Raw genomic sequence first — 13,301 nt, 5'->3', positions numbered from 1 at the left:
GACGTCTGTAATCCTTGTCCACTGTCTCGGGCAGTGAGAAACCGCCGCGTTGTCGGGATCTGGTATTTCCAATGTAGGAAAAAACTTGTGGCTAGTCCGGATAATCCGCCAGATCCGGCGCCAGCATCCGCGTCTTCGCCTTGCCATTCGAATTGTGCTGAATGATCTCGCGCGGCTGCCCCTGTTCATTGAAAAACACCTGACCGATCCCCGCCGAATTCCATAAGCGTTCACCTGCCTCAGCATGTTCCGGCGTGTAGGGCACGATGCGCATGCGCCGGCGTTTGGTAAACCAGTTCAACGGTGAGCGTGGCGAGTAGAGCCAGCGGTTGAGGCGGTCGAACCATTCCAGCAGGCTTTTCGGAAACTCGTTCTTGATCCCGCTGCTGGTGATCTGCCAGATTCGCGGCCCGGCCTTGCGGTGACGGATAAGCACTTCGTAGACGAAGGAATAATGCACATCGCCGGACAGCACCACGTAGTTACCCGGTGTGCGCGAGTGGCGGAAAATGTTCAGTATTACCTGCGCGGCACCGCGATGGGCCATCCAGTTTTCCGCGTCGACCAGCAGCGGGTAACCGCACCAACTGAAGACCTTCTGCACGGTTTCAATCAGCTTCACGCCGAAGATCGGCGCCGGAGAAACGATGATCGCTGACGGGTGATCAAGCAGTTCCTGTTGCAGTTCGCTCAGCGCCTCCCAATCGAGCAGGCCCGACGGTTGCTTGAGCGCCATCTCACTGCGCCAGCGTCGGGTGCGCGTGTCGATGACTACCAGCGCCGGACTGGTTGGCAGTACGAAATGCCAATGCTGAAAGCGCAGCAGGTCATCGATCAAACCGTCCTGCACCGGGCTGTCGAGATACTGATCATCACCGCTGGCGCTAAGGCTCAGGGTTTTTCCCAGCACATCCTTGAACGCATCGGGATTATTGCCCCAGCCCTGACACAACATATAGGCGATCAACGCGTTGCCGATGATGCGTTTGGAGAACGGATGGCCGTAGGCCGTTTCCTCCCATTGCGCGGACAGGTTCCAGTCATCGGTGATGTCGTGATCATCGAAAATCATCAGGCTCGGCAGATGCGCGAGCGCGCGGGCGACCTTGTCCAATCCAGCCTTGAACGCGTCGATGCGAGTCTGTTCGAGGGTGTAGCGCTTGAGGCGTTCGGGCGTCAGTTCGGGCGCTTGCGGATCGATCAGCGACCAGGCCGTCGGCGACCATACCAGCAAGTACATCGCCATGACTTCGGCGAACGTCACCAGATGATTGTCAGCACTGCTGCTGGTGAAAATCGGCTTACGCGCACCGCCGAAAAATCGCTCGCGCAATGTCTCGTTGCTTTCCAGCGCCGGTAACAAATCCGCACGGTGGTAGTAACTGGCCGGGTGTTTGTAGAGCTTGGCGCTGTCGCTGACCACGGCACCTTCGAGGTGTTCGTCGAACAGGCCAAGGCGTTCGATCAAGGCATGAATCGCCCGCAACATCGGGCCGGCGACATCGTCGGCGTAGACCTGATCGCCGCTCATCATCAACAGGGCGGGGCGTTGTTGCGGATCGGTTTCCGTCGCCAGCAATTGGTCGACGCAAAGCAAACCATCCGTCGCCGGGTGATGCGGCTTGCGGCAAGAGCCATGCAGCAGTTGATCGATCCGCGAGCGCAGGACGAAGTTCGGGCTGGTTGCATCGCCGTACAGCAAATGCGCCGCCCAGTCGGCGATGCCCTCTGCATTGTCGATCAGCAGGTCATAGTCGATACGTGTGTCGCAGGGCAGGGCGTTGTCGAGAGCAACATCGATGAGATGGACAAATGCCTGACGACCTACCGGAATGACGGTGCATTTCCCGGCGTCGAGAGGAATGTCTCCTACACCTTGCAGGCGCAAGGTCAGCGCCAGTGGCCGCGTGCCGACCAGCCACATGACCACGCGCGTTGGCTCCAGCCGTCGCAACAGCGGGCCGGCCAGGACAGGAGGCAGCGGGATCAGGTCAGCGGGTGTCGAAGACATCGAGGGCAAAGCTCAAGGCGCACAGGCCGGCGATGATAGCGCAGCCGGCGCCTTGATCCCTTAAATGAGGCTTAAGAATCGATCTTCTTCAGCTTCAGATCGAGCAGTCGCCACGCGGCTTTGTCAGTATCTTTGCCGTCTACTTGCTGAACGGAACAGTCAGAACTGTAGCTGACATGGTCGCCCAACATGTTCAGAGCGGTGACGGTGCTGCTGATGGTATAGGTCTGATCCTTGAACCGTTGGCTGCTCGCGCTCTTGGCGCTGGCGATCGCTGTCGACGCTGAAAAACGCATGGCACTTTTGATAATAGGGTCGCAAATCATGAACGCCATCAGGGATCTGTCCGCGTCCGGATGGTTGCCGGCCAGTCGGCGCGAAACTTCAAAATCGTTGCGCACGTTGTCCTTGAAGTTCTTCTCCTGGATTAATGCGGTCAGGCGCTGGCTGTAGTTCGGTAGAAGTGCGGACTCGGGCGGCGAAGGCTCGTTCTGTGGTTCGCTGGCGACATAGGTCGTAAGGTTGTCGGAGTTCTCAGGTGAGGACGCGATCGCAGCCATGGGCTCCATTGCCTTTTCTAATTCAGGCATGAGTGCCGCCGCGGCGCTCTGCGTCTCGCTGCTCTGCGTTGTCCTCGGCGCGGCCGACGGAAACAGCGACAACGTGATCGACAGCACCACCATCGCGACAATGAAGCCGCCCGCTGCGCCAACGATGTTGCCGTAGAAAATATTCCAGCTGCCACGGTTCTTGACCACCCAGCGCCACATGAACCCCCAAACCGCGACAATCGCCAGAAAACGCAGAAACTCCATTTGATCCTTTCCTTAAACCTTCCAAACCTGAAATCAACGCACGCCCAAGGTGAACGCTGAGAATGGCCGGCAAGATAACAAAACAGACGTGAAATGGCAGTGACGATAGCGGTGCTCAGTGAAAATTAAGCGCGAAAAACGCCAGCGTCGTCACACCCGCAGCCAGCCCACAGATACCGGCGAAAAGTTGCCGGGCCAACGGATGCTCTGGCCGAGGACGCCTGACCAGCCACATCCAGACACCCGCCAGCACGCCGAACGTGGTGATCATTTGCAACACGCTACTGGCCAGGTTCTCAGTTGCAGGAGGCACGTGCGCCGGGAAAAGGCCTGCACAGATCACCGAAAAAATCATCGCTACGATGAAGCCGCTGGCGGCACCCGCCAGGTTGGCGAGGATCAGGTTCCAGGCACCACGAGTCTGCACGACCCAAGCCCAAACGGCTCCCCAGACGAAAAAGTACAACACGGCCATCAAGGTGTTTCTCCCTCTGAAAATTGACTCCACCGAGGTGTTGGCGACCTCGTTACTGGCAGTGGACGGCAAGATAGCAAAATAGTAGCGTCGCGCCACTGCCCATCTCCGTAACGGACTACCCATGCCAGTCAGTACCCACTGTTTGCGCTTGCTCTGCGCAATCACACTCACCGCTGCAATGGCCCCAGCATTCGCCGCCGTGCAAGAGCATCCGGAAAACAGCTGGAAGTACTACGCCGGTAACTGCCAGCGCGTGCTGGAGAAAATGGCCGACGTGCAAAGCGGCCGCACCACCGCCTACGACGTGATGTTCGCGCTGGAAAGCAACCTGCGAACCATGAATGAACACCGCTCGAACCTGACGCCCAATCACCTCGGCTCCCGGGAATTTGCGCAATGCGAAAACGTAGCGGGCCAGGCTGAAGCGATGATCGCCCAAGGCAAAGCCGAGTTCGCCGCAAAAATGCAAGGTGCCGCGGAGGAGGGCCGCATTGCCCACCAGAACTCCCCCGAATACCAACGCGCCCGCGCCCTCGGCTACAGCGACGTCGGTGATATATCTTTCCTGAAACTGCACGAAGACACCGACGGCGAAGCACGCCTGAAAACCATGCTGATCACCGTCGACGAAATCTGCGGCCAATACTTCCGCGCCACGCAATACGTGAAGCCGTATGTGATCTATACGGTACGGCCTTCAGACGGCGGCTGTGGCGAAGTGAAGCGCGTCGCGGTGGTTGGTGGCCGATCGGTGGAGAAGGGTGATTACATTGATGAGAAGGGCGAGTTTCAGTATCTGGGCTGGAAAAAACTTGTCGGCGCCGACGGGTTCCCAATCGATATCCGCGTGTTGAAAGCCCGTCGTTGAACCAAAGAAATACCGGGATGTTTTCTTGAATATGAGGATGGACAGATGATCGACTTCAACAACAAAGGCTTCTTCAAACTCAAGCAGAACGATGAGTACGCCGAACGCGTAAGCGCGCTGTTGCTGGACGGTGAAGAAGTGATCGACTCTTACAAGGCCATGCGTGACGGCGTGGTGTTTACCAACAAACGCATCATCGCCGTCAACGTTCAGGGCATTACCGGCAGCAAGAAGGATTTCACTTCCTTGCCGTACAAGAACATCGTCGCCTACTCCGTGGAAACCTCTGGCACCTTCGATCTGGATTCGGAGTTGGAGATTTACTTCTCGTCACTGGGGAAAGTGAAGTTCGAATTCACCGGGAAGACGTCGATGGTGGAGATTTCCAAGTACATCTCCAAGCATCTGCTGTAACGCCTCAGCCCATTACAAGATGTCTTTCAAATAGCCCTTGAGCGCGAGGAGCGGCTGATCCAGCTGCTCCAGCGAACGCGCCTCGCTGAACTCGGCTGACAACTTCTGCAACTCGCGCCCCAGCGGTTTCTCGACACCGCCCAAGGCGTCCATCGCCAAGCTTAGGCATTCATTCATCTTGAACTGAATGGTCTCGACATCCCCGCGCCGTACCAATAGTTCGAAAATGTCTTTCTGGTAATCACCCATGACCATGTCGTCCCGCAAAATCGGGCTCAGGCCTTCTTCCTCGTAAGCGAGCTTGAGCGAGAAAAGGGCGACTGTTTCCAGTGACGTTTCCATGAAGTGACCTTTGTGGGATCTCGCCGGACGGCCAGCGGCACTTTCCGACAGACGAAAAAAAAGGCCTTGCTAAGCAAGACCTTTCTTAATTTTGGTGCCCCGAGGGAGACTCGAACTCCCACTCCTTTCGAAAACGGATTTTGAATCCGCCGCGTCTACCAATTCCGCCATCAGGGCTCAATGGCGGCGAAGTATAGAGATGAGATTACCGTCGGTCAATCAGGTACATAGAGAATTTTCGATATTTCCGCTAGACTTTCCGGCCCTGCTAGACGAACCCCATCATGCGCGTTGCTGACTTTACTTTCGAGCTCCCTGATTCGCTGATCGCCCGCCACCCTTTGGCCGAGCGTCGCGGTAGTCGCCTGCTGACCCTTGACGGGCCGAGCGGCGCCCTCGCACACCGTCAATTCACTGATTTGCTTGAGCATTTGCGCCCGGGCGATTTGATGGTGTTCAACAATACCCGGGTGATTCCGGCGCGACTGTTCGGGCAGAAAGCGTCCGGCGGCAAGCTGGAAATCCTCGTTGAGCGGGTGCTCGATACGCACCGCGTGCTGGCCCATGTGCGTTCCAGCAAGTCGCCGAAGCCGGGTTCGAAGATCCTTATCGACGGTGGTGGCGAGGCAGAAATGCTTGCGCGTCACGATGCGTTGTTCGAACTCGGCTTCGCTGAAGAAGTGTTGCCCCTGCTCGATCGCGTCGGGCACATGCCGTTGCCTCCTTATATAGACCGCCCGGACGAAGGCTCGGATCGCGAGCGTTATCAGACCGTGTACGCCGAGAAACTCGGTGCGGTGGCGGCGCCGACAGCGGGGCTGCATTTCGATCAGTCGCTGATGGAAGCAATTGCGGCCAAGGGCGTCGAGACCACGTTCGTTACGCTGCACGTGGGCGCGGGGACGTTCCAGCCGGTGCGCGTCGAGAAGCTTGAAGATCACCACATGCACACCGAGTGGCTGGAAGTCGGCCAGGATGTGGTTGATGCGGTCGCGGCATGCCGTGCGCGCGGTGGTCGGGTGATTGCGGTCGGCACCACCAGCGTGCGTTCGCTGGAAAGTGCCGCGCGCGATGGCGTGCTCAAGACGTTCAGTGGCGACACCGATATCTTTATCTTCCCGGGCCGGCCGTTCCATGTGGTCGATGCCCTGGTGACCAATTTCCATTTGCCTGAATCCACGCTGTTAATGCTGGTTTCGGCATTTGCCGGTTATCCCGAGACCATGGCCGCCTACAAGGCCGCCGTCGACAACGGCTACCGCTTTTTCAGCTACGGTGATGCGATGTTCATCACCCGTAATCCCGCACCTACTGCCCCTAAAGAAACCGGCCCAGAGGAAACAGAATGAGTCGCGAATGTCGCATGTCCTTTGAACTTCTGGCCACCGATGGCAAGGCCCGACGTGGTCGTCTGACCTTCCCGCGTGGCACCGTCGAGACCCCGGCGTTCATGCCGGTGGGCACTTACGGCACGGTCAAAGGCATGTTGCCGCGTGACATCGTTGCCACTGGCGCAGAAATCATTCTCGGCAACACCTTCCACCTGTGGCTGCGCCCTGGCACCCAAGTGATCAAGGAACACGGCGACCTGCACGATTTCATGCAGTGGAAAGGCCCGATCCTCACCGACTCCGGTGGCTTCCAGGTGTTCAGCCTCGGCGCGATGCGCAAAATCAAGGAGGAGGGCGTGACCTTCGCCTCCCCGGTCGACGGCGCCAAAGTGTTCATGGGCCCGGAAGAATCGATGCAGGTGCAGCGCGACCTCGGCTCCGACATCGTGATGATTTTCGACGAATGCACGCCGTACCCGGCCGACGAAGACGTCGCGCGCGTATCGATGGAATTGTCGCTGCGTTGGGCCCAGCGTTCGAAAAATGCCCACGGTGACAATACCGCCGCGTTGTTCGGTATCGTGCAGGGCGGCATGCACCAGGATCTGCGCATGCGCTCGCTGGAAGGCCTCGACAAGATCGGTTTCGATGGCCTGGCCATTGGCGGTCTGTCGGTGGGTGAGCCGAAGCACGAGATGATCAAAGTTTTGGATTATCTGCCGGGCATGATGCCGGCTGACAAACCTCGTTACCTTATGGGCGTTGGCAAACCGGAAGATCTGGTTGAGGGTGTGCGCCGCGGTGTGGACATGTTCGATTGCGTGATGCCAACCCGTAATGCCCGCAATGGGCATCTGTTCATTGATACAGGCGTGCTGAAGATCCGTAACGCGTTCCATCGCCATGATGAATCGCCGCTGGATCCGACCTGCGATTGCTATACCTGCCAGAACTTCTCCCGCGCTTATCTGCATCACCTGGACAAGTGCGGCGAAATGCTGGGAAGCATGCTCAATACCATCCATAACTTGCGCCATTATCAGGTGCTGATGGCTGGTTTGCGCGAGGCTATTCAACAGGGTACATTGGCCGCCTTTGTCGATGCCTTCTACGCCAAACGCGGGCTCCCCGTTCCGCCTTTGGACTGAGTTTTCTGACCCCAAGATTCAACATTTGCAACTGGAGTGCTAAATGAGCTTTTTTATCTCTAACGCCATGGCTGACGCGGCTGCACCGGCTGCTGCCGGCCCAATGGGCGGCGGTTTCGAGTGGATTTTCCTGGTCGGCTTCCTGGTCATCTTCTACCTGATGATCTGGCGTCCACAGGCCAAGCGCGCCAAAGAGCAGAAGAACCTGCTGAGCAGCCTGCAGAAGGGCGACGAAGTGGTCACCACCGGCGGCATCGCTGGCAAGATCACCAAAGTGGCCGATGACTTCGTGGTTCTGGAAGTTTCCGACACCGTGGAAATGAAGTTCCAGAAAGGCGCCATCGCCGCCACGCTGCCAAAAGGCACGCTGAAAGCGATCTGAAGCAACAACTTCTACTCAATCGACGGGGCGCGCAAGGCGCCCCGCGTTCATAACGGGCGGCGTGATGCTGAACAAATATCCTCTGTGGAAATACATTCTGATCCTGGCGGTGCTGGCGATCGGTCTGATTTATTCCGCTCCGAATCTATACCCCGATGACCCGGCCATTCAGGTCAGCGGTGCAAGTACTGCGCTGCAAGTCAATCAGGCTGATCTGGATCGTGTGAGCACTGCGCTCAAGGAGTCCGGGATCAACGTCAAGGCAGCCACGCTGGCCGCCAACGGCAAGGGCGGTCTGATCCGTCTGAGCAAGGCTGAAGACCAGCTGCCGGCCAAAGACGTTGTGCGCAAGGCGTTGGGTGATGACTACGTCGTCGCGCTGAACCTGGCACAGACCACCCCGCAATGGCTGCGCAATCTGGGCGCGCACCCGATGAAGCTGGGTCTGGACTTGTCCGGTGGTGTGCACTTCCTGCTGGAAGTGGACATGGACAAAGCCCTCGATGCACGCCTGAAAGTCTACGAAGGCGACGTCAAGAGCCTGCTGCGTAAAGAGAAGCTGCGCTATCGCAGCCTGCCGCAACTGGGCGGTGCCATTCAGTTGGGCTTCAGCGATGAAGATTCCCGCGAACAGGCCCGTGCACTGATCCGCAAGAACTTCAACGATTTCGACATTGTTCCGGCCGACCTCAACGGTCAACCGGTGCTGCGTCTGGCGATGACCCCAGCCAAGCTGGCGGAAATCCGTGAATACTCCATCAAGCAGAACTTGACCACGGTACGTAACCGCGTCAACGAGCTGGGTGTTGCCGAACCGATCGTTCAGCGTCAGGGCGCCAACCGCATCGTGGTTGAGCTGCCGGGCGTGCAGGACACTGCCGAAGCCAAGCGTATTCTCGGCAAGACGGCCAACCTTGAGTTCCGTCTGGCTGCTGAGCCGGGTGCTTCGAAAGCCACCTCCGAAACCTTTGAGTTCCGTGAAGGCAATCGTCCGCCAGCACAGATCGAACGTGGTCTGATCATCACCGGTGACCAGGTCACCGACGCCAAAGCCGGTTTCGGCGAGCACGGCACGCCTGAAGTGAACATCCGTCTGGATGGTCATGGTGGTGAGTTGATGAGCCGCGCTACTCGTTCGAACGTCGGTCGCAGCATGGCGGTGATCTTCATCGAACAGCGTCCGGTCACCACTTACACCAAGCAAGTGGTCGATGGCGTCGAGAAAGACGTCGCGGTGCAAACGTTCAAAGAAGAGAAGAAGATCATCAGCCTGGCGACCATTCAGTCGCCGCTGGGTGCTCAGTTCCGCATCACTGGCCTGAACGGTCAGGGCGAGTCGTCCGAACTGGCGCTGCTGCTGCGTGCCGGTGGTCTGGCCGCACCGATGTACTTCGCTGAAGAGCGCACCATCGGCCCGAGCCTGGGTGCTGACAACATCACCAAAGGTATCGATGCGTCGCTGTGGGGCATGTTGTTCGTGTCGCTGTTCATCATCGCCATCTACCGCTTCTTCGGCATCATCGCTACCGTTGCTTTGGCGGTGAACATGGTGCTGCTGCTGGCCCTGATGTCGCTGCTGGGTGCAACGCTGACCCTGCCGGGTATCGCCGGTATCGTGCTGACCATGGGTATGGCGGTCGACGCCAACGTGCTGATCTTCTCGCGGATTCGTGAAGAGATCGCCGCCGGCATGACCGTGCAGCGTGCAATCAACGAAGGCTTCGGCCGGGCATTCACCGCGATTCTCGACGCCAACCTGACCACCTTGTTGGTCGGCGGGATTCTCTTTGCCATGGGCACCGGCCCGGTCAAAGGTTTCGCAGTGACCATGTCCCTCGGGATCTTTACCTCGATGTTCACGGCCATCATGGTGACCCGCGCAATGGTCAACCTGATTTTTGGCGGACGTGACTTCAAGAAGTTGTGGATTTAAGGGGCTGCCATGTTACGTACAATCAACTTCATGGGCGTTCGCAACTTCGCGTTCGGCGTCACAGTGTTTCTCACGTTGCTGGCTATGTTCAGTGTCGCTACCAAGGGCATGAACTGGGGTCTGGACTTCACCGGCGGTACGCTCATCGAGCTGACCTACGAGCGTCCGGCCGACGTTACCAAGGTGCGTGAGCAGCTGGCGACGTCGGGTTACCACGAAGCAATCGTGCAGAGCTTCGGTGCGACTACCGATCTGCTGGTGCGGATGCCGGGTGAAGACCCGCAATTGGGCCATCAGGTGGCGGAAGCGCTGTTGAAGGTCGGCGGCGATAACCCGGCAACGGTCAAGCGTGTCGAGTTCGTCGGCCCGCAGGTCGGTGAAGAGCTGCGCGACCAGGGCGGCCTCGGCATGCTGCTGGCGCTCGGCGGCATCCTGATCTACCTGGCTTTCCGCTTTCAGTGGAAATTCGCGGTCGGCGCCATCGTTTCGCTGATTCACGACGTGATCGTCACCATCGGTATCCTGTCGTACTTCCAGATCACTTTCGATCTGACCGTACTGGCGGCGGTGCTGGCGATCATCGGTTACTCGCTAAACGACACCATCGTGGTATTCGACCGGGTTCGTGAGAACTTCCGTGTCCTGCGCAAGGCAACGCTGATCGAGAACATCAACATCTCGACCACGCAGACCCTGCTGCGCACCATGGCGACGTCGATCTCCACCTTGCTGGCGATCGCGGCGCTGCTGTTCTTCGGCGGTGACAACCTGTTCGGCTTCTCGATCGCGCTGTTTATCGGTGTTCTGGCGGGTACCTACTCGTCGATCTACATCGCTAACGTGGTGCTGATCTGGCTGAACCTGACCACCGAGGATCTGATTCCTCCGGCCAACACCGAGAAGGAAGTCGACGACCGTCCATAACGGCCATCGTTTTCCCGGCTGTCAGGCCAAGAAAGGCGCGAGTTGAACTCGCGCCTTTTTTTATGCTCCAAGGCTGGGAGAAGCGCGGGCGCGTCCCGCATGTGATGGTCAGGAGGTTCATGTGAACAAGTCGTTGCTGGTTGGTGCGGTATTGGGTGCTGTCGGTGTGACTGCCGGGGGTGCTGTTGCCACCTACAGCCTGGTTAAAAGCGGCCCTGAGTATGCGCAAGTATTGGCCGTTGAACCGGTTAAAACACAGATCAAGACTCCACGTGAAGTGTGCAAGGACGTGACAGTGACTCGTCAGGCACCGGTAAAAGATCAACACCAGATTGCCGGTACCGTCGTCGGTGCGCTGGCAGGTGGTTTGCTGGGTAATCAGATTGGCGGCGGCACCGGCAAGAAAATTGCCACGGTAGCCGGCGCGGTCGGTGGCGGTTATGCGGGTAACAAGGTGCAGGAAGGCATGCAGGAGCGTGACACCTACACCACCACGCAAACCCGCTGCAACACAGTCAATGACATCAGCGACAAAGTCGTCGGTTACGACGTGCGTTACTCGCTCGATGGCAAGGAAGGCAAAGTGCGGATGGATCGCGATCCGGGCAACCAGATTCCGGTCGACAAGGAAGGCAAGCTGATTCTGTCGCAGAATGAGCCGGCTCAGTAAAGAGCGACTGTTTTAACAAGAAGCACCCTGCGGGGTGCTTTTTTGTGCCCGCCATTTAGGCTGCACAACAAATCCCCTGTAGGAGTGAGCCTGCTCGCGATAGCTATTCATCATTCAATGCAGGTGGTGGCTGATACACCGCTATCGCGAGCAGGCTCACTCCTGCATTGGTCCCGTGGTGTGGCAGGTGACGAATTCCAGGCATAAAAAAAGCACCCCGACGGGTGCTTTTTTCGTTTCGCGTGAAGCTTAGCGCTTCAGCGAAGCCGGCAGGTGCGGCTGGATCGCCGTCAGGACTGCCTTGAAGCATTTGGTGTTGCCGGCAACGATATGGCCTTTTTCAAGGAAGTCGTGACCGCCGGTGAAGTCGCTCACCAGGCCGCCAGCTTCTTGAATCAGCAGGGCGCCTGCAGCCATGTCCCACTCGGACAGACCTGATTCCCAGAACGCGTCGAAACGACCGGCAGCAACATACGCCAGATCCAGGCTCGCCGAACCGGCGCGGCGGATGCCGGCAGTCTGGCCAACCAGGGCGCGGAACATGCCCAGGTAGTTGTCGAGGTTGTCCATCTGATCGTCACGGAACGGGAAACCGGTACCCAGCAGGGCGCCGTCGAGGCTGGTGCGACCGCTGACGCGCAGGCGACGACCGTTCAGTTGGGCGCCGCGACCACGGCTGGCGGTGAATTCTTCCTGACGAACCGGGTCCAGAACCACTGCGTGTTCCAGGCGACCGCGGTATTTGCAGGCAATGCTGACAGCGAAGTGCGGAATGCCACGCAGGAAGTTGGTGGTGCCGTCCAGTGGATCGATGATCCACAGGTACTCTTCGCCTTCGATGCCGGTGCCGGCGTGCAGGCCAGTCTCTTCACCCTGGATCGAGTGATTCGGGTAAGCCTTGCGCAGGGCGTCGATGATTTTCTGTTCAGCGGCGCGATCGACCTCGGATACATAATCCTTGGCGTCTTTTTCGTCGACCTTGATGGTATCCAGGCGCTCGATGGAGCGGAAGATCAGTTCACTGGCGCTGCGGGCGGCGCGCAGCGCGATATTCAGCATGGGCTGCATGGATGTGTCACCTAAGGTTGTTAAAGAAAGCCGCGCATTCTATCAGAACTTTTCTTCAGGTGAAGGACGCTGTTCGCTTTCATAGCTTAACGGTAGGCTGTTCTGTAAGATTTGCACCCCTTTCCTGTGTCCGAGAGCGCCTCCCTTGCTGCAGAACATTCGTGTCGTCCTGGTCAATACCAGCCACCCCGGCAACATCGGCGGGGCCGCGCGCGCCATGAAAAACATGGGTCTGTCGCGACTGGTGCTGGTCGAACCGCGGGTCTTCCCGCACCACGAAGCCGACGCTCGTGCTTCCGGTGCCGGTGACATCCTTGAAAATGCGCAAGTCGTCGCCACTTTGGAAGACGCCTTGGTCGGCTGCAATCTGGTGCTCGGCACCAGCGCCCGTGACCGGCGTATTCCTTGGCCGCTGCTGGATCCGCGCGAGTGCGGCACCAAAGTGGTCGAGGAAGCCGGGCAGGGCGCTGAAATCGCCCTGGTGTTCGGTCGCGAAGATTCCGGCCTGACCAATGAGGAGCTGCAGCGATGTCACTTTCACGTGCACATCCCCTCTGACCCTGAGTTCAGTTCGCTGAACCTTGGCGCGGCGGTGCAGGTGTTGAGCTACGAAGTGCGCATGGCTTGGCTGGCCGCCCAAGGTCAGCCGAGCAAGATCGAGAAAGAAGAAGTGGCTTCGGTGAAAAGTGCCGAGCTGGCGACCATGGATGAGCTGGAGCGATTCTATGAGCATCTGGAGCAGACGCTGGTCGCCATCGAATTTCTCGATCCGGAAAAGCCACGGCACTTGATGGCGCGCCTGCGCCGGTTGTACGGACGCAGCTCGGTGAGTCGGGCGGAAATGAATATTTTGCGTGGCATCCTCACGGAAACCCAGAAGGCGGCCCGTGGCGAGCTTCTTAAGCGGAAGGACTAAA

14 protein-coding genes and 1 tRNA gene are annotated in these 13,301 nt (G+C 58.4%); 9 read left to right on the top strand and 6 right to left on the bottom strand.

All coding sequences use genetic code 11. The features are described 5' to 3' along the window. Nucleotides 1-91 precede the first annotated feature (91 nt). The 3 genes from CKW38_RS08020 to CKW38_RS08010 form a co-directional block, all read right to left on the bottom strand. Complete coding sequence (locus CKW38_RS08020) at nucleotides 92-2,011, bottom strand: alkaline phosphatase D family protein (RefSeq protein ID WP_095112387.1); 1,920 nt, start codon at nucleotides 2,009-2,011, stop codon at nucleotides 92-94. Nucleotides 2,012-2,082: 71 nt separating this feature from the next. Continuing rightward, nucleotides 2,083-2,826 carry a hypothetical protein gene (locus CKW38_RS08015; protein WP_095112386.1) on the bottom strand — a complete coding sequence of 248 codons (744 nt, stop codon included), beginning with the start codon at nucleotides 2,824-2,826 and terminating at the stop codon, nucleotides 2,083-2,085. 115 nt (nucleotides 2,827-2,941) lie between these two features. Next, nucleotides 2,942-3,400: a hypothetical protein gene (locus tag CKW38_RS08010; protein ID WP_256588353.1), complete on the bottom strand. Its 459-nt coding sequence runs from the start codon at nucleotides 3,398-3,400 to the stop codon at nucleotides 2,942-2,944. Between the two features lie 25 nt (nucleotides 3,401-3,425). Here CKW38_RS08010 and CKW38_RS08005 point away from each other — a divergent pair, with 25 nt between their 5' ends. After that, the gene (locus CKW38_RS08005) at nucleotides 3,426-4,172 is read left to right on the top strand and encodes a hypothetical protein (protein WP_095112385.1); all 747 of its coding nucleotides are present in this window, start codon (nucleotides 3,426-3,428) and stop codon (nucleotides 4,170-4,172) included. Nucleotides 4,173-4,217: 45 nt separating this feature from the next. Beyond that, nucleotides 4,218-4,586, top strand: a complete 369-nt coding sequence (locus tag CKW38_RS08000) for a PH domain-containing protein (RefSeq protein WP_034156100.1) — start codon at nucleotides 4,218-4,220, stop codon at nucleotides 4,584-4,586. Between the two features lie 12 nt (nucleotides 4,587-4,598). Here CKW38_RS08000 and CKW38_RS07995 read toward each other — a convergent pair whose 3' ends face one another. Together CKW38_RS07995 and CKW38_RS07990 are read right to left on the bottom strand one after the other, a co-directional pair. Further along, on the bottom strand, nucleotides 4,599-4,928 hold the full coding sequence (locus tag CKW38_RS07995) for a hypothetical protein (RefSeq protein ID WP_095048374.1): 330 nt from the start codon (nucleotides 4,926-4,928) through the stop codon (nucleotides 4,599-4,601). A gap of 92 nt (nucleotides 4,929-5,020) precedes the next feature. Further along, nucleotides 5,021-5,105 (bottom strand) — tRNA-Leu (locus CKW38_RS07990). A 107-nt stretch (nucleotides 5,106-5,212) separates the two neighbouring features. Here CKW38_RS07990 and queA point away from each other — a divergent pair. The 6 genes from queA to CKW38_RS07960 all read left to right on the top strand — a co-directional run bounded on the left by queA (nucleotide 5,213) and on the right by CKW38_RS07960 (nucleotide 11,316). Then, the gene (queA, locus tag CKW38_RS07985) at nucleotides 5,213-6,277 is read left to right on the top strand and encodes a tRNA preQ1(34) S-adenosylmethionine ribosyltransferase-isomerase QueA (protein ID WP_095112384.1); all 1,065 of its coding nucleotides are present in this window, start codon (nucleotides 5,213-5,215) and stop codon (nucleotides 6,275-6,277) included. Nucleotides 6,278-6,291: 14 nt separating this feature from the next. Next, nucleotides 6,292-7,407 carry a tRNA guanosine(34) transglycosylase Tgt gene (gene tgt, locus CKW38_RS07980; protein ID WP_162130185.1) on the top strand — a complete coding sequence of 372 codons (1,116 nt, stop codon included), beginning with the start codon at nucleotides 6,292-6,294 and terminating at the stop codon, nucleotides 7,405-7,407. A 43-nt stretch (nucleotides 7,408-7,450) separates the two neighbouring features. Continuing rightward, a complete protein-coding gene (yajC, locus tag CKW38_RS07975; protein WP_007916913.1) occupies nucleotides 7,451-7,789 on the top strand; it encodes a preprotein translocase subunit YajC in 339 nt (112 codons plus the stop codon). A gap of 64 nt (nucleotides 7,790-7,853) precedes the next feature. Further along, a complete protein-coding gene (gene secD / locus CKW38_RS07970) occupies nucleotides 7,854-9,722 on the top strand; it encodes a protein translocase subunit SecD (protein WP_007916911.1) in 1,869 nt (622 codons plus the stop codon). Between the two features lie 9 nt (nucleotides 9,723-9,731). Beyond that, complete coding sequence (gene secF, locus CKW38_RS07965) at nucleotides 9,732-10,646, top strand: protein translocase subunit SecF (RefSeq protein WP_007916909.1); 915 nt, start codon at nucleotides 9,732-9,734, stop codon at nucleotides 10,644-10,646. Between the two features lie 121 nt (nucleotides 10,647-10,767). Then, on the top strand, nucleotides 10,768-11,316 hold the full coding sequence (locus tag CKW38_RS07960; protein ID WP_007916907.1) for a glycine zipper 2TM domain-containing protein: 549 nt from the start codon (nucleotides 10,768-10,770) through the stop codon (nucleotides 11,314-11,316). Nucleotides 11,317-11,565: 249 nt separating this feature from the next. Here the strand turns inward: CKW38_RS07960 and suhB are convergent, their stop codons facing one another. Next, complete coding sequence (gene suhB, locus CKW38_RS07955) at nucleotides 11,566-12,384, bottom strand: inositol-phosphate phosphatase (RefSeq protein ID WP_016773320.1); 819 nt, start codon at nucleotides 12,382-12,384, stop codon at nucleotides 11,566-11,568. 145 nt (nucleotides 12,385-12,529) lie between these two features. Here suhB and trmJ point away from each other — a divergent pair, with 145 nt between their 5' ends. Beyond that, nucleotides 12,530-13,300, top strand: coding sequence for a tRNA (cytosine(32)/uridine(32)-2'-O)-methyltransferase TrmJ (gene trmJ / locus CKW38_RS07950; protein ID WP_007916903.1), 771 nt, complete (start codon nucleotides 12,530-12,532; stop codon nucleotides 13,298-13,300). Nucleotide 13,301: the final 1 nt, after the last annotated feature.

Source organism: Pseudomonas sp. Irchel 3H7, assembly GCF_900187605.1.
Classification (GTDB): domain Bacteria; phylum Pseudomonadota; class Gammaproteobacteria; order Pseudomonadales; family Pseudomonadaceae; genus Aquipseudomonas.
This window is presented reverse-complemented; position numbering and strand designations above follow the sequence as displayed.